Raw genomic sequence first — 20,757 nt, 5'->3', positions numbered from 1 at the left:
TCGATAGACTCGTTCGAGGCGTCGATGGTGATGAGTGCGTATCTTCCTGGGTCGTCTACTCCGTCGTGGGACGCAATGTTGATCACCGTGCCGTACTCGAGGGTTTCAGCTCTGCCTCCGAATTGATGGCAATGACCGCAGACGGTGACTGGGGGCTGGATGTCGTCTATGAAGCTCCTGACGGCCTTCGACCCGATATGTTGTTGCCCGAATCGCTTCCCGATATCGAGAATGCCGAAGGGAGGAGTGTGAGTGACAAGAATCGGAGTTCTGTCTTCACAAGCGGTGCGTTGTTCGGAAAGGTGCCGTTGGACGTCGTCCTCGGTATAGGTGATGAGACCAGGTCCCTGGGTCGATCCTTCCTGGCCGATGAACACGAGGTCCTCGTAGGTGTATGGTGTCCTGTGGAGGTCGGTGGTAAATTCCGAATCGAATTGCGGACCGGTTGACGGGGGGAAGTCGTCGTTTCCTCGGACATAGAGCGATTGTTGGTGCTTCGTGAGGCGAGCAAGTTCTGCAAGATGATCTGTGTCAGTATCGGCGTTTTTGAAACGTGAAAGGTCGTCGCCGGCATACAGTAGTAGATCTGGAGTTGGTTCTACAGTTTCGAGAATGGTATAGAGATCGTCAATAGGTTGAGAGCGCCAGTCAGATACGGCGAGAATGTGGGTCATTTTGTTTGTGCGTAGTTAGTGTAGCCTCTTCTATCGTTTGTTTAGGTGTACCGTTTGTCATTAGGGGATTCTCCGCCCCGTTGTCGTTAACCAACAACTCAGGCTCATCGGGACAATCTGTTGGTTAACAGCGAGATTCCTGTGCGATTACGTTGAAGATGCTTCCCTTCGAACTCCTCGGTATGTGTGGCCGGAACTCGCTCTTCATCGACCAAGCAGACCTCGAGGCCCGCTTCGATGCCGAGGTCGTCGCGGACGGCGGGTACACACCCCGATACAACATCGCACCTGGTGACGACCTCCACATCGTCACGAACGAGGCTTCCGACGAGATTGACGCCTACCACTGGGGACTGATTCCGTTCTGGGCGGACGAACCCGAGGAGGGCATCATCAACGCTCGCTCCGAGAGTGCCGACGAGAAACGCGTCTTCGAGCGGGCGTGGGAATCACGTCCCTGCCTCGTCCCCTCGTCAGGGTTCTACGAGTGGAAATCGCCGAATGGCGGGTCGAAACAGCCCTACCGGATTTACCGCGAAGACGACCCCGCGTTCGCCATGGCCGGGCTCTGGGACGTCTGGGAGGGCGACGACGAGACGATCTCGTGCGTCACGATTCTCACGACGGAGCCGAACGACCTGATGGACTCCATCCACGACCGGATGCCGGTCGTCCTCCCACAGGATACTGAGTCCGACTGGCTCGCTACAGACCCGGACACTCGCAAGGAACTGTGCCAGCCGTATCCGAGGGACGACCTGGACGCCTACGAGATCTCGACGCGGGTTAACAACCCCGGCAACGACGACCCTCAGGTCATCGAGCCGCTGGACCACGAGCAATCGGGTCTCGGCGAGTTCAGTTCCTGATAGCTGACGGCGTCACGGTCATTGCATCGGCGGCGCAGTTGCCGAATCGACGAGCGTGTACTCTCGATCCTGGATGGTGCCTTCTGCCGTGAGGCGGTCTCCGAGATGCTTACGCTCGGTCTTATCCAAGTGTGCCTTCCGCTGAGAGAGAATCACGTACTATGCGACGATGACCCGTCTGTTATCAGGCTAGCACCCATCCTGATCATCTGAGTCCGTTTCAGATGGCCATGTTGGGCCCTCTGGGCGGGGGATATCCTCTACCAAATCCTTCTCGAACTTCGAAGCTCTCCAGGCTATCACGTTCTCCTTCCCCTGGACGTACTTTTCGTCAGTATCCAGCCAACGGGCGATCTCCTCGTAACTGTGACCAGCACAGAGTAGCACCATCAATGCGAAATCGAAGCGATCGAGATTGCTCTCGTTTGCATCGGCATCAATCCGGTCGAGGAACGCCTGTGAGGCATCACCGATGAACTCCATCAGTATCTCATACAGCTCTTCGTCATCAAATCCATCAAACGTGAATCCCTCCGTGATGTTGTTCCCAGGGTCACTCTCTTCGGTATCCCAGCGAATCTCTTCGAGGGCCGCTCTTTCACAGTCGTGAAGTCTCGACAGACGCTCTGGATACTCTTGTTCCCAGGTCGTGATTGTGTCGGCCACAGCCTCAGATTGAGCGTGTTCGATATAGGGCTCACACCCTCGCTTCGCGATGACTGACTCGATGTTCTTTCCCGAGATCGTCAGTAGGACGGACGCACATCGATCAGTCTGTTCGAGGATCTGTGCGACTTCACGACGCGATTCGAGTTCGTCAAGGCCTGCACGTTTCTGCGCGTCGTGGACGAGGTTGTTTCTACGTTCTTTGACCTCGACAAGCGATCCGTGGTCACCTCCGGTCAGTATTTGGATATCACAGAGTTTCTCTAATCGCTTCGCGTGCCCCATACTCCGAACGTGCTCTGTGATGCTGTCGAGACGAGCTTCCTCGCGAAAGAGTTCGTTGAGGACAGTTTCTGTCGTCAACTCTTCGATGAGTGCCGAGGCAAGGAGTAGATACGAAAAGAATGACCGCTCAACGTCGCTGTCAATCTCGTCGGTGGACCGGAGTTTTTCAGCGATTTCAGCACGCTGTTCGAGATAATACTCAAGGACGTTGTCTGAGTGCCCGACGAGAGAGTTTTGGCGTTCTACGTAGGCAACTTGGAGGAGTAATTCCTTCTCGAAAGGAGTGCTCTCACTCAGCTTCTGGCACTTCTGGAGCGAAGTTGTGGGAAGATGGCGGGTCAAATAATCGATGTCGTCGTAGACGAGCGGCGTATTCGTCGGGCAATTGTCTACGATTGACTGAAAGTCGTCGTTGTCAGCGAGCTCGCTGAGTGCAGCACGTATCTCGTCGACGCTAAGTTCCCGGACATCTTCTGACGCGTCTGATTCTTCACCGACCGGAACAACGCGGTACGACGCATCTCCAACGATGACGACCGGCCCTTCCAGATCGAGAACCTGATATTCCCCGATAGGGCTCAGAGAGACTGTCTCTGCATCTATTGCGAACGATAAGTCGAGATCAGTGTCGTCGCCCACGCGTCAAAAATAGCGAAGAGCTCTATTCGACTTGGGCTTCGTACTCGTCCCAAAGCGTGTCGATGTCCGTGCCGGTCTCCTCAGAGATATGGCGCAGCAACTGCGCCCTGTTCTCGAACCGACGGAGCTGGCCCTTTGCGCTCATAGTAGGACATAATCGCTCCTGCAGTAATAAATCACGGGGGTGTATTCTCTCGGTCAACAAAACACGACCTACCAGTTCTTTAATCACCTCGTAGACGACGCGCTGGTGCGGCATGATCGAGTCGATGCTCTTCTGGTAATGGGTACTGATTTGCTATTGATCTTCTGAGGCGGTGTCTGAGCCGTCTGAAAGTGGCTGATCCTGTAATCGACCAGCGGGATAGTATCGACCCTCGTCTTTGCTATAGAGGTAGGTCTGGATCGGTCTGAGTGTGTTTGATTTTCGCCCGAAGAGAAAGGCGAGCCCTATCGGGCCAGCTATGAAGAGATGAATGGTCGATGTTTTTGGCAGTTCTTTGACCGCGTCTCGTACCTTGGTTCGGAAAACATCTGCAGCATGGGCTGCCTGTGCCGGAGACAGTTCCACATCGGGCCCATCTTCCGGTGTCAATCTGAGAACGCCGTTGAAATCCGGAAGGTCGTTATGCATCTGGTCTATCTCCGGTTGCACATCGGCAGCGATGTTGACGAGCACCGCCAGCTCCGATCCGTGATTCGGTTGTCGCTGGAGATCTCCTTCTAACCCGCTTTCCTCTTCGTCGATATCGAGTTTCCATTCTGTCATCCCGGCAGCCGGTGGGTTGCATCCACGTTGCTTGGATACGACGTGTGGTTGGAAGACAGTAACCGGCCGCGAAAGCAGCGGGAAGATGCGTTCGGCCACGGAAGCGGAGAGGGCGGCCCGATGCGTTTTGAATGAGACAGTCCGTTACTGTGGTTAACGCCGGGAGTAGACGTTGGTTCCATACTTCTTGGGATGGTGGACCATGTTCGAAAGATCTTGACCAGTCAATAGCAATCGCTGGATCGATGTCGTGAGCCGGCGATTCGTAGGTGTCAAGTGAGCATTCGAGAGGCTCGCCGTCTGGTAAATACCCATCTATCCGCTCGATCCGCTCTGATAAGACGGCCTGGACGATATCTGTAGCTTTGTCAGACGTGGCCGCCTCTAGGGGGAGCATTTTCCAAGCGGAAAAGTCGTGGAGGATCGGTGCCTCGTTGAGTATCGATTTAGCCTCTCCAACGCTGATATCGGGACATGGCACAACGACCACGAAAAACTCGTCATCCCTATCCCACCGACTATTGAACCCCGGCAACTCGTCGTTGAGAATGATGTCAGAGTCGGCTACGCCCTCACTAACGAGCGCAATTCCACTGGCTGTTTCCGGGTTCTCCAACTGGTCGATGATTTCATCTCTGAGTGGCTCCGGCTTCAAATCGAAGATATCCCGCCAAATCGGCACCCCGTGTCGCTCCAGTTCCGTCTGCAGGAAGTTGGCGATGTCCGTCTGTTCGTGCTTATAGCTGAGAAATACACGGCCAGTTGGATCAGTCATATATCGTCACCGACGTTGAGAGTTGAAGCAGCATCTGGGTTGTCAATCCGTTCTAACTGCTCGTATTCCTTACTATCGTGGAATAGATAGGCGTTAATCGAGAACTGACCCTCTTCGTCCTGACCAACGATGAAGAGTAGCGGATGCGGACAGTCGTAGCCGTCGTTGTTGGCGATTTCATTCATCGCAGTTCGATCGTCCCGACTGATATCGGGTGAAGCGCCGGGATGGTAGTGCCATTCACCGAGATAGTCGATACCGATGCTCTCCCTGGCATCTTTGAGCCACTCCTCGACTTTGTCGGTTCCTCGGAGGAATCGAGTTGGTTCTTGAATGGAGTCCCGCGGTGGGTCTCGGGCATTAACCACCAGTGCTGGTCCATCGAGACGGTCGGTACCAGCCAAAATACCGCCCGTTTCACATGGATGTTCCTTTCGGCAGCGATCATACATCGCTTCAAGACACGTGGCCGGAATCTGTACGGTGATGGGTGATTCCGGTGCTCGCCATATTGTTCCGTCTTGGAAGGGAGGTGTGGCCTTTGAAATAGTCGGCAGCTCGTCGTCACTACCGGTCTCGAGTACGGTGAAGTGATTCTCGCGCAGACTCAATGCCGTCGCCTGATCAAGTAGCCGTGTCACTGTCCCAGCCCACGTCATCACCCGGTCTGTTCGGATAACTGATGCTGGGTGCCAGCAGCCCACTCGTTCGGGGATGGCATCCTCGTCTTCGTCCCATTCGATCTGTTCTTGCAACCGCCATGGATCGAACGCTTCGTTGTAATCGCTGTACGGAAAGGTATGTGAGTAAGCTGTGAAGCAGAACAACCGGTTCGCTCGCCGACCCATCGCAGCGGAGCAAAACACGACCGGGTGATTCCATCTAATCGCATCCAGAGCGCGACGAACTCCCCGTGACGCGGTACAGTCAATTACTACCTCCGCTTCTCTAATTGGCTCCGGCAACTCACCGCTCGGTGGAAAGGCGCTATCCACATCAAGGACCTGGGCGTACGGTGCAATGGATTCGAGCCGGTCCGCGATTGCTGTCGCCTTGTTTCCTCCCACCTCATCGATTGTTAGTGTGTGGCGAGCCACGTTGCCGATCTCATACGTGTCGTTGTCGATGATGGTAAGTTGCTGACAGCCGGCTCGAACGAGGTTCTCGGCAACCATACTGCCGAGCGCTCCCGCTCCGATGAGCACGATGTTGCGATCCAGAAACCACTCTGTCATATGCCCGCGTCTGGTGAGCTGCTCATGCGACCAGTTGTCCGAGTCCAGCCACCGAATCTGTTCCTCTCCGGCTTCCCGCCGTTCGGCTATCTCAGGCCCCTTTCCAGTATCTCGAAATCCGCCGGAGAGGTCATTCGGATCTTTGAACTCTTTTATTTCGATTGGTTGCCAATAGATGATCTCGGGGTCGCCGTCAACCGTTGCTGGGATGGGGAATCCAATTAGAAGGATCTTGACCGGCTCATCGTCCAAGACGGGCTTGATATTCGCCCGTAGTTCGTACGGGTCGGTCTCGGTACCCTCGAAAAATACGTCTAACTGTTCCCACGTCTCCGGGGCCTCCCACGGGGGTTCAATCGGTACCTCTTCTAACAATGCCCACGCTCCGGAAACAGAGTCATCAGGATTCGAATCGATATATCCGCCCCATTGTGGCTGATAGACGACTTCATCGTCGCTATCTTTGAACGTACCAGTCGCGTATGTCTCTTCAGCAGTTGGCAACGAGCGGAGATTGACTGTCCCCCACTGTCCATACGCCGTCATCCAATCTGAGAACGACTCCTGCGTCTCGTTGAATGCGATGGTCGTGGCCGAAGCCGAGTTCGTATCGAAGGCCGGGATTTCAAACGGTTCGTCTGGTTCCCGGAGTTCCCCTTTCGCAGCATTACTTAACCACCGCAATGCTCGGTCCATATGCCAACAGAGTCGATCACGGCTTGTGCTGGGTTCGCCGGTGGCTCCCGTTTGACTAAGGGTGTGCCCATACCGAGCAACACAGATATCGCCTCTTCGCCACGGAGTATCGTCGCTCCCAGCAACGTTCAGCTTCTGGTGGGGAAATGTGGCGGTAATGGTGTTCTCTTCTTGATCCGCAGGGTAGATCCCAATTGAACCGGTGGGGTACGTATCCCGTAGATGGAGATACCAGTCTGTCTCGCGTGGGACGTCCGGATGGGGTTCTAAGTCGTCTGGAGAAAGCCTGATCTTGACAATCCACCGTCCGTTGCTATCGTCTCGATATGGGTCTTTGAGGACGGTGACCCCATCCCGTTCGGCAATGGCTGCGACGGCTTCTGTAATTTCGTGGGGTGGCATTTATTACGTTAGCTGTCCGACTCGGCGAACTGGTGGTCCGATGGATCCTCTACCTGTGAGGACGAGCCTACTGACATGGCTTTCTCCCCTCCATCGTCAGAATCGTCTTCACTTCCGAATGGAGGGAATTTCTCGCCGAAGAGCTGGTACCAGTAATCCCTCGATGTTTCTTTGTCCTCCTCATCCAGTGCCGTTCGCGCGAGGTCTGCGGCATCCTCGGCCTCAGCGTAGAAAGCCGCGAAATCTACCCCGTCGATTTGTTTGAGGACGTCGTTCTCGGGGGTTCTCGGGAGACCGTGAGCAGGCAGAGTGGGGGTTTCCTCAGTCAGTGCTTCGGTCTTGAACTGCCGTGTGATTGCTTCGAGCGTTCTCGTCACGCCCTCGGCGACGCTGTCGATATCATCAGGACAGCAATGGCCAATGATATGTTCGAGGGGATAGCTCGTCGGTCCCTCAACGTCGGGGGTCTTCGTTCGCCGCCACCATTTGATGGCCTTGACGACGTTCACGTAGTGACCATCCGTGATATCGTTCTTATTTACAGTGAAGGCGATAGTCGCGAGGGGATGGGTATTCTCCCACTCGTTCTCATCTCGATGTGGGATCTTGAGCGGTTCGTCCTTCCACTCGTCGTCGCCATCTGGCGAGATATTGAGGGCCTCTGCAACCGTCGAAAGGTCGTCCGGACTCAGTGCTGTTCCTACGTCCAGTGAACCCAGAGATTTCACGACTTCGCGTGTTGCCTCGCTGGGTGCGGCTGTCAAGACGAGATCGATTTCAACCTCCTCTTCCTCAATCTTGTAGGAGTGCGCATTTGGTTCCCACTGCCCCTCATAGTGTTCCTCTAGGAACGGTTCGCATTTCTCCAGCGCTACGTCGGTATCAAGGTCACTGCTGAGATCAGAGACAAAGACGACGTCAACGTCGGATCTCTCGTCTTCCTGCGGTCTGAGTGCCGTCCACCGGCGGTAGCTCCCCTGTAGAAAGTCTGCAACGTAGAACTCGTCGATGTCGTCGTCAGTCTGCAAGTGATCGCGGAGGGTTTCGTGACCCTCCTTGTAGGCATCATTGTGTTCGTCCTGCGGGCGGATGTCTGACAGGAAGGTCTCGAACAGTGTGGGAAGTGTGGTCATAGTGTATCGATGTTCTGGGATGTTTTAAGTGGTTGTTGTAGCAGACGGTGACTCAATGATCGCGTATTCTCGATCTCGGCTCGTGCCCTCGGCCTCGAGGAGGTTGTACTGGGCCATCTTCGAGAGATAGGACCGGACTGTCCGTTTCGTCCGTGGTTCGTCGACTTCGTCCGTATAGTGGTCGTGGATCTCACTCGGCCCGACCGGACCGTGGTCCCGGACGATGTCGTAGACGACGCGCTGGTGTGGCGTGAGTGAATCGAGGCTCTTCTGCTTGATTTGGGCTCGGGCATCCTCGGCGGCGTTCAGGAGAATGTCGTCGGTGATGTGCTCGTGGTTCTCGCGATCGGCCTTGCCGGCGGCCGTTCGTAGGATGCCGATTGCGAGGCGGGCGTCGCCGGCGGCCGCGTCGGCGATCCGGTAGAGCTGGTCGTCGGTGATGACGTCCTCGTCGAGGCCCCACTTCGCCCGAGCACTCAGGATGTCGTACAGCTGCTCGTCGTGGTACTTGTCCATCCGGACGTGCTCGCTGGAGCGCAGGCGGCTCACGAGGCGATCGTCGACGCGGCTGAACAGCTCCTCTTCCTTGTTCGCGATGCAGATGATCGCGAACTGCGGGAGGCTGTGGAGGTCGTAGATGACGCTGGGATCTTCGAGCTGGTCGACCTCGTCGAGGATGACGACGGTTCGCGGGCCGTCATGCTGCTGGAGGCGGTCTACGAGTTCGTCGTGGGGCGTCGACTGCCGGTGGATGTCGATGGTCGCGCCGAGGTCGTCGAGGATCTGGTAGAGCGTGCGGAACCGCGTGTAGTTGCGCCAGCAGTTGACGTAGGTGGCCTCGACGTCAAGAACCTCTTCACGCAGCCGTTCCGTGACGAATTTCGAGATGCACGTCTTGCCGGCGCCGCTGGGCCCGGTGACGATAGCCGTGTCGGCTGGTTCACCGTTCGTGATGGGCTCGAGGACGCTGGAGAGGTGGTTGACCTCAGCGTCGCGATGCTCAACTTCCCGAGGGACGAACCCGGCGCGGAGAACGCGAGCATCGCGGATCATCGTTACTTGATAGACTGATTTTCTGGCTAGTACTAAAAACGTGACCGGGGTGTTTCCGGAAAGTACTATTCAATCTCAGTTCAATCCGAGTTTGACCACGCTGTGATGCGGTTCGTTTTGAGGAAACCAAGCATTTCCGGAAACACCTGAGGTCGAACGTAATGTGGCGTTTGGCAAGGCAATGCCACGTCAATCATACCCCAGTGCTTCAAAAAACCGCGATATCATAGTCGCTGTCTTGTACGTGACGAGCATCTGGTTGTCGGAATTGTACTTTTCAGCAAACCAGTCCACGACATCATACAGTAGCTGTGCTTCGGCTTTGTATGTCGAGTCCATTCAAAATCGTACTCTCCGTCCGGGGACAGGACGACGGGGGAGACGTGTCCGATACGATAGCAACGGGAATTCAGTGTTCCGGTCGGTTGAACTACGGTTCAGGGGCGGCGAAAATTGTTTCATTGTCGAGAGCGACACGGTCATGTCATAGGTGTCACAATACCCCACCTCAAATTCCAGTAATTTACCCAACACGACAAATTTTTAATAGCGGCCAAGGGGATGGATAATGGCGCCGTGACTGGTTAAGGGATAGAACAAAGTATCCTGTATAAGAAAGAACCCAATATCCTTGCCGACTAATCAGCACTCTCTCTTCGACGCGGACCTAGTGGATGAGTACTTACAGCAACAGGAAGTCGAACGCCCAGTCGATACCGACGACATTGTTGATGCCGTGGAAGGCTGGACGGGAACGAGCACGTCACTCACTGAGCGCAACCTGCAGCAATCGTTCGTAAGTGACATTTTCAGCGATGTACTTGGATACACTCGACCGCGCGGCAGCGCCGGTGAATTCCAGCTCCTCCCTGAATCACTCTCCGAAGGCGGTGACGGGTTCCCCGACGTTCTACTCGGTCACTTCGAACAGGACGACGGGGATCTCACTGAAGACGTCAGGAAAGTCGTCGGTGAGCTGAAAGACCCGGGGACGGACCTCGATAAAGTCGATCCGTCGCGCCTCAAATCACCGGTGGAGCAGGCATTCGAGTACGCGATCACGAACGGTCTGTCCGTTCGGTGGGTTGTCGCGTCGAACATGGAAGTAGTCAGGTTGTACCACCACGGCAGTATCGACCATTACGAGGAGTGGGAGATCGACGAGTTCCTTGACGCCGACGGTGAGTTGACCGAGACGTTCTGGGAATTCTACTTCATTATGCACCGACGGTTCCTAATCGGTGAGGATGCCGATTCGGACATCGAGGACCTCATGGCGCAGAACCTGTCCGAACGGTTGGAACTCACCGAGGACTTCTACCAATTCTACCGGGAAGCTGTGGAGGACGTGTACGAGGAAATTATCAACGAAGCCCCGGAACTCGGCGAATCCAGCGACGGGCAACTCGCCGCGATTCAAGCCGCTCAAACCCTGATACACCGCGGTCTCGTAATTTGCTTCTTCTCAGACCACCCGTCCGGACTACTCCCGGACGACCTGCTTGAGGACGTCGTCAGCACCGGCGCGACACTCCCGACGCTGGACGACCGGAAAATCTACCCGCTCATTCAGGATATGTTCAGAGTCATCGACACTGGGAGCCCGGACGAGTACCCGTACGATATCTTCGGGTACGACGGCGGGTTGTTCGAGGAGGACGAAGTGCTGCAGTCAGTGACCCTCCCGGACGAGTTGTTCACTCGGGAATACGAGATCGGGGATACGACGATTAACGGCGTGTACGGGTTCTACGAGTACGACTTCCACCAAGACCTGAATGAGCACGTTCTCGGCCGTATCTTCGAGGAGAGCGTGGGTGATATCGAGCAGGTGCGAGCGAACCTCGCAGAAGGCGAATCGAACCCGTTCAGCGGTGACCGAGGGGACTATGGCCTGTACTTCACGCGGGAGGGTCTCACCGAGTACGTCGCCGAGCACGCGATACAGGACCTTCTACAGGACAAGCGCGCGAAGATTCGGGACGAGTTAGACCTTGAGAACGGGGAGATGGAGATGGAGAACCCCGACAAGGAATTCCTTGAAGCCTACCTGAAGGAAATTGTCAACATCCGAATCGCGGACATAGCGTGCGGGTCCGGTGCGTTCCTGGTGTCCTGTTTCAACCACTTGAGCCGTGAGGCGCGTCGAGTGCACGAGAAGCTCCGATCCGCGAAGGTAGCAGCAGCCGGTTCGGACGGACCGGTACAGGTGCCGCTTGAATCGTTCGAAAAGCGGGAAATCGAGATTCTGGACAAGTGCCTGCACGGGAACGACCTACTACAGGAAGCGATTGAAATCTCGAAACTCTCCGTGTGGCTACGCTCAGCGCGGAAGAACACGTCACTCGGTATGCTCACCGGGAATTTCGCGTCACAGGACGCGCTCGCCGGGGAAATCCAATTCGAAGACATCGATGAAACGGCCGGGTTCGGCGAGTTCGACCTGATAATCGGGAATCCGCCGTGGGGCGGGCAAGTAAGCCCCGAAGCGGCCGAATGGGTTGACGATGAGTTCGGTGACGAGTTCGACGTCGAGAACATGGACACGTACGAGTTGTTCATCCTTACCGCGTGCAAGTACCTAGACGACGGTGGCCGGTTAGCGTACGTTCTCCCGAAAACCCTGCTCCGGTCCGAGAAGGCTGAAATCCGGCAGCACCTGCTCGATAACTACGAATTCGAACGATTCCACATCATGGGCGCGGACTGGTTCGGAAGTGATATCCGCATGTCCACGGTGACGATGCAGCTCAAGAACACCGAGCCGAGCGACGACAACACGTTCCGGTCGATGACTCTCGTCGATGAAGACCGTCGGAAAGCGATTGAAGGTGAGTTGAGCCTATCGCAGCTGGAGTCAGCGTACGCGTTCGACATCCCGCAGAGCCGATGCATCGAGTCCGGGGAGATCGAGCCGTTTCGGTACGTTGAGGACGACGAGCTCCTCGAAACGATGGAAGACAATTCGATACCGGTCGGTGCGTTCTGTGAGTCGCACCGTGGCGTCGAGTTGAATAAGGCTGGGCACGTCATCAAGTGCCGGCGTGCGGGAAGTGGATTGCCCCGCCGCGCGGTCGAGACCCGGACACGGAGAAGACGTGCAACTACTGTGACGTCGTGTTCGAGTATCAGGACCGAACAGCCGAGGAGTACCTGATTAGCGACGACCCGGACGACGGTGACGTGCCGTACATGGACGGTGATTCGTTCGATGCACGGTACGACGAACTAGAGTTGAAGGGTCTCGACTTAGGGTACGATGGCGTCAATTACAAAGACCAGTCCGTGTACGACGGGGATAAGCTGTTCATCCGGGAAGCCGGCGTAGGGTTGTCGGTCGCGTTCCACGACGACACGGTGTACTGTCCGCGGTCGGTGTACGTGTATAAGATCCGCTCCGACCAGAGTGACATGCTGGACTGGTACGTGGACGTCGATCTTGACAACGAGGACGAGGAGTACGAGGGGAAATGGACCGACCCGGAGAACGTCCCGAGCGGTCTCGACACGACGACGTACCACAAGTTCCTACTCGGGTTGATGAACTCCCGTGTGCTGCATTACTACATGTTCAAGCGCAGCGGGGAGATTGACGCCGCAGAGGCGTTCGCTAATATGCGGCAGACGGACATCAGGGAACTCCCGGTCCCGGTGGCGAAACTCTCCGAAGAAGACGGGCGTGAGAGGGCAGAAGAGATTGCTGATTGCGTCGATACGATGTTCGATGACGGCGAGTTAGGTGACACTACGGATTGGAAGATCGACCGGTTGCTAATGGAGTTGTACGGCCTGGATCCGGGGAAACTCGTGTACATCAACTCGCAGATGGGGCTCGGTGCGTATCACAAGAAGATGCAGGAGCTGTACCCGGATGGGAAGCCACCGGCACCGGAACGGAAGCAGGACGTGACGTTGAACGTGGACGCCGCGGAAGCGGCCGAAGCGGACGATTAGACGAGACGCGGCTACTCTTTGGGGACGAGATCCGCGTGTCGGAATTCGACGGGGAGCAAGTCACCGTCTACGCTCCGCACACGGTATGTGAACCGGTCCGAGTCACGCCCGGTCTCTCGGTCTAAGTTATCGGAGAAACGGTCTACAACCTCGCAGCGGACGCCGTGGAAGCGACTGTCCGGGTCATCTGGGCCGAGGTGTACGCGGACAGAGTCGCCCGGGTCGTACGGGTCCGACGCTGGTTGCGGGATATCCTCCATTCCTTACCATCGAGTACCACGACCACCCATTTATTATCAACGAGTGAGCGTTAACCAGTATGTTCGACCGTCTACGCGACTATATCCCTCAAATCAGCCTAACAGCGTTACAAGTCACGCTCACTGAGAAACTCGTATTCTGGGAGTCGAACACCACCACGGAAGTGCAGACCGACGACCTGCAGGACAGTATCGAACGTCAAAGCAAACCAATCGTGAAGAGCCGACGGAAAGAAATCGAGTCGAAGAGTGGCCGCGGAACCACGTTCGACATTCTCACAATCCAGTTGGAGAACCTCGGTGAAGGCGTCGCACAGAACCTGTATGTCCGCCCGACACTTGTCGTTAGCTACGACCCGGACCCCGGGGAGGGGACGCCTATCGACATCGAGGACGCGTGTTTCCTCACTTCGGACGATAACGGGTTCGAGATTCTCCCGCGGTACTTCCCGTTGAATCGGACCGAAGGGGACCAGTTCGAGAACGATTCACGGGAAGGTGGAGTGCTAAGTCCGAACGAAGGTCGGGTTGAGTTCAGCACGCAAGTCGAGTTCGAGGAGGTATTCCACGGTGAGGAGGGGCGAGCGGAGTACGTCCAGTCGCCCGTGTTTGAGACGATGCAGCGACTGTACGACGCCGGAATTCGGTACGTTTCGTTCCAGCTGCATGTGCTGTACACGGACGTGAATGAGAACGTGTACGCGGAGCAGGTAATGGGGAAGCCGGGAGAAATCACGGGTGGGGTGACGCTGGAGGACATCAGCGAGTTTCGGTTCTCGTCGGAGTCATCAGATCACAAGTTGCATCGCCGGGTTGAGGAGACGTTCAAGTACCCGCCGTGAATTGTCGGCGGTGTTTGTGAGGGTTGAGTCCTCCATTCATACAGAACGACGCGTCGGCGTAGAGGTATCACAACCGTCGTTCTAAGGCTGTACTTTTCCAAAGTCTGATCTAACTGACAAAGATTTAACCGACATCACTGACTGTCTCTGAGCGTGCCATTTCCCCGCGCCAAATCGCCAGGCCAACTCTACGAAGAGGTTCAATCGTACGACCGGGTGATCACTCCGGATGGGCCGCTTGCAAGTGCTCTCAACCGCCACCTCGATCGTTCGCATCTCGGTCCGTTCGCGATCCCACCACGCCGACTTGCAGTTGGTCGACGCCAAGAGTCCGAGGACCGTCTCGCTTTCCTCGGTATGCTTGATCACGAGGACCTCTCCTGGAAGCGCTGTGCATACGCGGTTGGGAATATCCTCCAGTGTTGGGAACACCGAGGGTCACACGACGCTATCTTCGAGTACGACGGCTACGTCGACGATGCCACCGAACGAGCTGTGGAGCGAATCGCGGAACTCGAGACCGCCTCGATGAAGCTCACAAACGAGACCATCGATCCGAATCTCGACGTGGTCGTCGTCGAGCCGGCGATGCTCACCCAGCTCGAACGAGCGTATCTGCCTGCCGAGTACGACACGGTCGACCTCTTCGCTGATACCGAGTTCGAGCTCCCGCCGTTCCGTATACACGATTCGCCGACTGCGATCGTCGAGACCGTCGTCGATTCCGTCGATGACGAGAACGCTGATAACGTCGGGATTGTTCTCGACCAGGAAAGCGAGTATTCACCGCTTATCGAGTCCGCGCTCGAAGCGGCCGATATCCCGTTTTTCGGCGGGCCGGGATTCACAGATCGCAGCGAACACCGGTTGTTCCTCCACCTCCTTCGGACCGCCCACCGGGGGACTGATACCCGAATAAGCGAGATCCGGTCGCTGTTGACGGTCTTCGATTGTGACGTCGTCGACGCTGACACAAACAAGCGACTGCACGAGCTTGACGATGGAGATCTCAAGTGGCTGATCGACTTCTGCCACGATGTCCAAGAGTACACGTTCTCGGATGCTCTTTCAGTGTTTGAACGCCACGCCGGCGACACGCTGGATGCCTTCCGGGAGGAACTGGAGACACTCACCATCGCGGACGAATCCATCACGGAAGCGCGCCTCGACGATTTGTCGTTCTATCTCCAGACCTACGAGGTGCCGGTCGATCGAGAGAACGAGGGTGTCTTGCTCGCCGATGCGAAATCAGCGTCGTACGTGGGTCGTGAGGTTGTCTTCTACCTAGGGCTTGACGACCGCTGGACCCACTCGGCCCCACGTCGTCCGTGGGTCGACCAGGACGCCCAGTTCACACGGAATCTTAAGAGCTTCCAGCTGCTGTTGCAGAGCGGCAGCCAGCAACACTATCTCGTCCAAGATGCGACCGGCGGATCACCCGTTACGCCGTGCCTGTACTTCGAAGAGCTCCTCGAACCGGAGTACGACCGCTTCTCCGATCTACCTTCGACAAGTCATCAGATCGAAACCGCAGCACGAGCTGGTGACGGATTCGAGAACGAACCTGTCGGTGTGACTTCCGACCCGGTCGAGACGATCAGCAAGTCGAGTCTCAACACCTACGTGAACTCACCGCGAGACTACTACTTCAGCCGGATAGTCGACGGTCCGGAGAAAGCGTATCTCACCGAGGGCAACCTGCTCCACGACTTCGCGGAGTTCTACGTCAACCATCCGGACGAGATTGACGAAGAGACACTCTCGGAGGTCGTCGAACTTATGCTCGAGGACGTCCGTCCGCTGGTTCGCTCCGTCGACGAACGGACCCGGCGCACTGAATATCGTGCGAGCCTCGAAACGATCGTCTCATATCTTGACGCGAACCAGCCGACCGAGGGCGCGTTTCTGACGCCGTCCAGTGGGGGTGATAATGCCGTCGCTGCTCACTTCGGTCGCGATGTCGACTCTCCCGTGACTGAACGTCGGTTTACTGACGAAGAATTGGGCATCAACGGAATGATCGACCTCGTTCAGTCGCAGCAAGAACTGCTCGACTACAAGAGTGGCAGCGAGAGCAGCGCCACCTCAATCGTCAAACACGCCGCGATTGACGAGCCGACAGACGAGCCTGACTTTCAGGCAGCACTCTATCTCACCTATTGGCGATCACAACGTCCGGGTGACCAACTCTCGTTCACCTTCTTCTACGTCACCGAACTCGTCGACGACGTGATCGCCGGCGACGCCGACATCGACGACGCGTTGACGACTGTAACATACTACCCTGAATCGCTCACCGAGCACGTGCAACGTGAGGAGTTCTTCGAGTATCTCCGTGAGGAGGGGGCACAGAAGTGCCAAAAGATCCTCTCGAAGATCGACTATCAGACATACGCCGCGCTCTTCGATGCTGCGCCGCTTGTCGAGACGACTGACAGCGACGAACTCATCGACTCCGAGTTCGGAGAGACGATGATTGACCGGCTCGAAGCCGAGATTGGCGAGTACAAGTATGTGACAACAGGGAGCAAGCAGGTGATGCGAGCAATCGTCGACCGACAGAAGGGTGCATTCTTCAAGAGTGATCTCGATGCGTTCGAATCGTTTGTCGACGAGCGACTGGCGGAACTCAACCGACGCCGCACTGGCGACGAGGCATTCCCAATCGAGGGGATCGCGGGTGAGCCGAACTACCGACGGGTTGACAACCGGGATCTCCTCCTGGAGGGTGAACAATGAGCGGCGTCGACCCGAACCGGGAGCAACGCGAACTCATAGAGGCGACTGATGGCCTCTATCTCGTCGACGCGGGTGCTGGCACCGGGAAGACGTTCACCGTTACCCGGCGATACGCAAACATTGTCGCCCAAGATGGCGTCGATCCCGAAGACGTGCTGTTGGTGACCTTTACGAACAACGCGGCCGAGGAGATGCGAGAGCGGATTGTCCGTCACAGCGAGTACGGGATGCGGGAACTCGCGAACGCGCCGATCCAAACGTTCCACTCGCTGTCACACGACTTGCTCGACGAATACGGACACGACGCACCGATGTCCCTCGGGATTGATGAGACGATCACTGGCTCGACACGGATTATCGAAGACGAAATCATCGAACAGGCGCTGTTTCGTGAGTTCATCGGCCAGTTCATCGATAATCACCCAGAGTATGACGAGTTCTTCACGGCACTGTCGGAGACGTCGGAGCTACTCGATCTGATCAAGGAACTGTCCGCAAAAGGTGTGTTCCCCACTGCGGATGGCTGGTACCGGGACAGCGAGTCACACCTCGATGGGGACTTTGAGGCGTTCGAGACGCTGTTCACCGACCGGAATGAACCACGGAACGGCGGGAGCAAGCAATCGAAGCTTCGAAAGAAGCTCTATCAGTATGGTGAAGACAAGACGTATCTCCCGGAGGCGCCCGCAAAGTGGGACATCCGCGGCGATGGCAAGCAAGTCCCGGCGGACCTCGTCGAACGCGTCTTCGAGGAGGACCGAACGGCTCTCAAGCGGTTCGTCCACGACGTGTATCACGCCTATCTTGAGTTCGCGCTTCGGCGGAACTACCTGAATTTCGGGTTCCTTCAGCTGTTCGCGTTCGTGCTTCTGTGTGAGGATCACGACCTCCGAGAGCAGCTGGGGTACGAGTACGTGATGGTCGACGAGTTCCAGGACTCCAGTGAGATCCAGTTCAAACTCACGCTGCTGCTTGCCGGCACGAACAACATCTGCGTGGTCGGCGACTGGAAACAGAGCATCTACAGTTTCCAGTACGCGGACGTCGACAATATCCGCGAGTTCGACGATCGGCTCGAACGATTTACCGCGGAGCTGAATCGGGACGTAGATCGAGTCACGTTCCAGACGACGCCGGTTGATGACAAGCAGCTGACGCGGAATTACCGGTCGACACAGTCCATCTTGGACTTCTCTACCCACGCGCTGACTGCCCGTGCGACAAAGAACGAATCTCTGGATGCGGAGGCTATCTCCGAGCAGGTTACACCACTGACTGCCGATACAGATCGAGATGATAGCTACATCGAGGCGCTCACGAGTGAGGACGAACACGAGGCCATTCTCGCAAAGATCGACGCAATCGTCGACAACGATGATTACGCCGTCGAAGGCGACGACGGCACGTATCGCGCTCCGGAGTACGGCGACATCGCTGTGTTGACGCGAACCCGCGACTTCGGTCGGGATCTGCTCGATACGGCGAGTAAGTTCGGTCTGCCGATGGCCTACGAGGGTGGGATCGAGGTCTTCCGGACCGACGCCGCGAAGCTGGTGTTAGCGTGGTTGCGTATCCTCGAACGTGACGCTGAACGCGGGTGGGCACTCGTCCTCGAAGAGGCTGGCTACACGATTGACGAGACGAAGACGATCATCGAGCGTGAGGCATATCCCGAAGCTATGGTCGCATTCCGAGAGGATCTACGGGATTTGGAGACGTTCGGCGGCGTCGCCCGACGCGTGTTCGAACAGTACGGCCATTCCGGCCCGACCGCAGACGTCGTTCTCGACACTATTCAGTCGGTTCACGGGACGACGACGTTCACCCGTGGAGAGCTGATCCGATTCATCGAGGAGGCGATTGCTGATGGGAGTACACACGACGTCGACGCCGGGGCTGGGACGAACGCGGTGACTGTCCAAACGATCCACGCGACGAAAGGGCTCGAATACCCAATCGTCATCCTCGCAAATATGAACGCGAACAAATTCCCGTCTTCCGGTGGCAGCGGAAGCGATATCGCCTACACCGACCCGATTGGCCTCCGTCAGCGGAAGGTGTACTCAGAGGACGCACACGGCGTTCCACACGTCTACGACGACTGGAAGACTGACGTTCTTAATCGCTGCCTCCCCCAGAACTACGACGAGGAACGTCGGCTTCTCTATGTGGCTGTCACGCGTGCTGAGAGCCACCTCGTCTTGACTGGCGGTACTGACCCAAATTCGTTCCTCGATTCACTCCCCGTTGATGTCGAAGATATCGACCCCGATCTATCTGCGTTCGACCCAGAACCCGGCGAGCATTCGACCTACACGGTCGATATTCCGGAGCCTGATGGACCGGCAAGCTACTCACCACACACCTTCATCGATGACGCAGTCTTCGAAGGGAATACCGGCGGCCGGGGAATGGAGTTCGGGTCAGACGTCCACGAGTTTGCGGAACGGTATGTTCTCGGTGAAGCAGTCGAAACTGGCGATAACCCTGACAAAGAGCACGTCAAGGCGTTACTCGACTCACTCGAGGGTGAGACGAGAGCCGAGATCGATGCGTTCCTTCCACTTACCGTCGACGGCGAGAAGGTAACGATCGGCGGCATCATCGACTTGCTCCACGTGACATCTGACCGTGTTGAGATCATCGACTACAAAACCGATCTCACAACGCACGCAGAAGGTGAATACCGGAAACAGCTCAGTATCTACTACCATGTCGTCGCCGACCAATATCCAGAGCGATCGGTCACTGCGTCTATTTTCTACACCGATGATGGCACTCGGCACAATATTACCCCTCTCGATAAGGCGGCTCTTCGAGAGCTAGTGGTAACACATAGTGTTTAAATCATTGTCTCGTGGGTACTGAGCACTAGAAACTCAATGGTCGAAATTCCCAGCTCCCTTCGCTCTCTGTTCAGTGCTCCAATTAATGAGCAGGATGGGACGTACATAGTGGAGGTCCCTTCGAATGAAATCAACTATGAAGCGTTATCAGATGACGAAACATATCGCGTAGCTATTCTGGAATCTTCTGTCTCGACGGAGTCGTCAGTACAACAGGGGTCACAGAGAGCACCTTCTCGTGAGACTGCGAGCCATTCTTCCTCAGGACCTCCCGTAGAGGAAGGCGAAATACGTGATACGACTATCGAGACAGTCGGCGATCAGGGCGATGGTATCGCAAAAGTCGAACGTGGCTACGTCGTGATCGTTCCCGGCGCTCAACCCGGCGACGAGCCAACAGTCGAAATCGAACAAGTTAAGGAGAACGTCGCGTTTGCGAGCATCGTCGATAGCGATCAGCAATCACTCTAACCCATTGTCCCTTCTGTGGATCGGTCTTCTTCTCGGTAAACCATCGATGTGAGAAGGCTCCGTTCGAGTTTGTCTGATGGAGGTGGTTCTGAAAGTCACGTCACGTTTTCTTCACGCGTTCGCGATGGCACAACCTTCGAAGGCCGATATTCAATCTATGACAAAGGAACCGATTGAGGTACTCGACGACTTGGCCGACCAGGTCGCCGATAAGTTCGAGGCGTATAGACAGCCGGACGAATTCAAGGATGTCTCGCTCGTGATCGAGAACAGCGACAAGGAGCGTCCGACGCTAATCGTCCACGTCGATAGGGAGGATGCGGAGGCTCTTGCGGACCGCATTGATGAGTTCCTCCGCGAGCACGGTGCTCGTACTGAACGGGAACGACACTCAGCTACGGATGTCCGTGTGTTAGCGACGGTCGACTGACACCGCCCCTCCAATTTTT

Annotated in this window: 16 protein-coding genes; 8 read left to right on the top strand and 8 right to left on the bottom strand. The window is 56.3% G+C overall.

Going from position 1 to position 20,757, the window contains the following annotated elements:
• Window positions 1–674, bottom strand: a 674-nt coding sequence (locus ACP99_RS17545) for a metallophosphoesterase family protein (protein ID WP_049987833.1), incomplete at its 3' end; no start/stop codon positions are given.
• Between the two features lie 182 nt (window positions 675–856).
• Between ACP99_RS17545 and ACP99_RS17540 the strand changes: the two genes are divergently transcribed.
• The gene (locus ACP99_RS17540; RefSeq protein ID WP_049987835.1) at window positions 857–1,543 is read left to right on the top strand and encodes an SOS response-associated peptidase; all 687 of its coding nucleotides are present in this window, start codon (window positions 857–859) and stop codon (window positions 1,541–1,543) included.
• Between the two features lie 189 nt (window positions 1,544–1,732).
• Here the strand turns inward: ACP99_RS17540 and ACP99_RS17535 are convergent, their stop codons facing one another.
• The 7 genes from ACP99_RS17535 to ACP99_RS20690 form a co-directional block, all read right to left on the bottom strand.
• Window positions 1,733–3,133, bottom strand: a complete 1,401-nt coding sequence (locus ACP99_RS17535) for a hypothetical protein (protein WP_049987832.1) — start codon at window positions 3,131–3,133, stop codon at window positions 1,733–1,735.
• A gap of 22 nt (window positions 3,134–3,155) precedes the next feature.
• Window positions 3,156–3,278, bottom strand: coding sequence for a hypothetical protein (locus tag ACP99_RS21300; protein ID WP_008528531.1), 123 nt, complete (start codon window positions 3,276–3,278; stop codon window positions 3,156–3,158).
• A gap of 153 nt (window positions 3,279–3,431) precedes the next feature.
• The gene (locus tag ACP99_RS20695) at window positions 3,432–4,001 is read right to left on the bottom strand and encodes an SAVED domain-containing protein (RefSeq protein WP_197052510.1); all 570 of its coding nucleotides are present in this window, start codon (window positions 3,999–4,001) and stop codon (window positions 3,432–3,434) included.
• A gap of 672 nt (window positions 4,002–4,673) precedes the next feature.
• Complete coding sequence (locus tag ACP99_RS17520; protein ID WP_081927568.1) at window positions 4,674–6,608, bottom strand: ThiF family adenylyltransferase; 1,935 nt, start codon at window positions 6,606–6,608, stop codon at window positions 4,674–4,676.
• 410 nt (window positions 6,609–7,018) lie between these two features.
• Window positions 7,019–8,143, bottom strand: coding sequence for an SMODS domain-containing nucleotidyltransferase (locus ACP99_RS17515; protein ID WP_049987828.1), 1,125 nt, complete (start codon window positions 8,141–8,143; stop codon window positions 7,019–7,021).
• Between the two features lie 24 nt (window positions 8,144–8,167).
• Entirely contained in the window at window positions 8,168–9,196 is a 1,029-nt protein-coding gene (locus ACP99_RS17510; RefSeq protein WP_049987827.1) for a Cdc6/Cdc18 family protein, read from the bottom strand.
• Between the two features lie 189 nt (window positions 9,197–9,385).
• Window positions 9,386–9,535 (bottom strand): hypothetical protein, encoded by a 150-nt coding sequence (locus ACP99_RS20690; protein WP_197052509.1) that lies wholly within the window; start codon window positions 9,533–9,535, stop codon window positions 9,386–9,388.
• Between the two features lie 331 nt (window positions 9,536–9,866).
• Between ACP99_RS20690 and ACP99_RS17505 the strand changes: the two genes are divergently transcribed.
• The 7 genes from ACP99_RS17505 (at window position 9,867) to ACP99_RS17475 (ending at window position 20,738) form a co-directional block, all read left to right on the top strand.
• Window positions 9,867–12,353: an Eco57I restriction-modification methylase domain-containing protein gene (locus tag ACP99_RS17505; RefSeq protein WP_197052508.1), complete on the top strand. Its 2,487-nt coding sequence runs from the start codon at window positions 9,867–9,869 to the stop codon at window positions 12,351–12,353.
• Window positions 12,314–13,150, top strand: a complete 837-nt coding sequence (locus tag ACP99_RS20685) for a hypothetical protein (protein ID WP_197052507.1) — start codon at window positions 12,314–12,316, stop codon at window positions 13,148–13,150. Before ACP99_RS17505 ends, ACP99_RS20685 begins: the two co-directional genes overlap by 40 nt.
• A 319-nt stretch (window positions 13,151–13,469) precedes the next feature.
• The gene (locus tag ACP99_RS17495) at window positions 13,470–14,252 is read left to right on the top strand and encodes a hypothetical protein (RefSeq protein ID WP_006183519.1); all 783 of its coding nucleotides are present in this window, start codon (window positions 13,470–13,472) and stop codon (window positions 14,250–14,252) included.
• Window positions 14,253–14,405: 153 nt separating this feature from the next.
• Window positions 14,406–16,991 carry a PD-(D/E)XK nuclease family protein gene (locus ACP99_RS17490; RefSeq protein WP_049987825.1) on the top strand — a complete coding sequence of 862 codons (2,586 nt, stop codon included), beginning with the start codon at window positions 14,406–14,408 and terminating at the stop codon, window positions 16,989–16,991.
• A complete protein-coding gene (locus ACP99_RS17485) occupies window positions 16,988–19,837 on the top strand; it encodes a UvrD-helicase domain-containing protein (protein ID WP_049987824.1) in 2,850 nt (949 codons plus the stop codon). The genes ACP99_RS17490 and ACP99_RS17485 overlap by 4 nt, the downstream gene beginning before the upstream one ends.
• A gap of 36 nt (window positions 19,838–19,873) precedes the next feature.
• The gene (locus ACP99_RS19645; RefSeq protein WP_081927567.1) at window positions 19,874–20,308 is read left to right on the top strand and encodes a TRAM domain-containing protein; all 435 of its coding nucleotides are present in this window, start codon (window positions 19,874–19,876) and stop codon (window positions 20,306–20,308) included.
• A 76-nt stretch (window positions 20,309–20,384) separates the two neighbouring features.
• Entirely contained in the window at window positions 20,385–20,738 is a 354-nt protein-coding gene (locus ACP99_RS17475; protein ID WP_197052506.1) for a hypothetical protein, read from the top strand.
• Window positions 20,739–20,757: the final 19 nt, after the last annotated feature.

This window comes from Halobellus rufus (assembly GCF_000739575.1).
Taxonomy (GTDB): domain Archaea; phylum Halobacteriota; class Halobacteria; order Halobacteriales; family Haloferacaceae; genus Haloquadratum; species Haloquadratum rufum.
The sequence above is the reverse complement of the archived record's forward strand: the minus strand, read 5'-3'. Positions and strand labels throughout refer to the sequence as shown.

Excerpts from the sequence above, each read along its gene's own strand:
- ACP99_RS17475 (WP_197052506.1), top strand. The coding sequence starts at position 20,385 with ATGGAGGTGGTTCTGAAAGTCACGTCACGTTTTCTTCACGCGTTCGCG.
- ACP99_RS17495 (WP_006183519.1), top strand. The coding sequence starts at position 13,470 with ATGTTCGACCGTCTACGCGACTATATCCCTCAAATCAGCCTAACAGCG.
- ACP99_RS17510 (WP_049987827.1), bottom strand. The coding sequence starts at position 9,196 with ATGATCCGCGATGCTCGCGTTCTCCGCGCCGGGTTCGTCCCTCGGGAA.
- ACP99_RS17540 (WP_049987835.1), top strand. The coding sequence starts at position 857 with ATGTGTGGCCGGAACTCGCTCTTCATCGACCAAGCAGACCTCGAGGCC.
- ACP99_RS20690 (WP_197052509.1), bottom strand. The coding sequence starts at position 9,535 with ATGGACTCGACATACAAAGCCGAAGCACAGCTACTGTATGATGTCGTG.
- ACP99_RS19645 (WP_081927567.1), top strand. The coding sequence starts at position 19,874 with ATGGTCGAAATTCCCAGCTCCCTTCGCTCTCTGTTCAGTGCTCCAATT.
- ACP99_RS21300 (WP_008528531.1), bottom strand. The coding sequence starts at position 3,278 with ATGAGCGCAAAGGGCCAGCTCCGTCGGTTCGAGAACAGGGCGCAGTTG.
- ACP99_RS17485 (WP_049987824.1), top strand. The coding sequence starts at position 16,988 with ATGAGCGGCGTCGACCCGAACCGGGAGCAACGCGAACTCATAGAGGCG.
- ACP99_RS17520 (WP_081927568.1), bottom strand. The coding sequence starts at position 6,608 with ATGGACCGAGCATTGCGGTGGTTAAGTAATGCTGCGAAAGGGGAACTC.
- ACP99_RS17515 (WP_049987828.1), bottom strand. The coding sequence starts at position 8,143 with ATGACCACACTTCCCACACTGTTCGAGACCTTCCTGTCAGACATCCGC.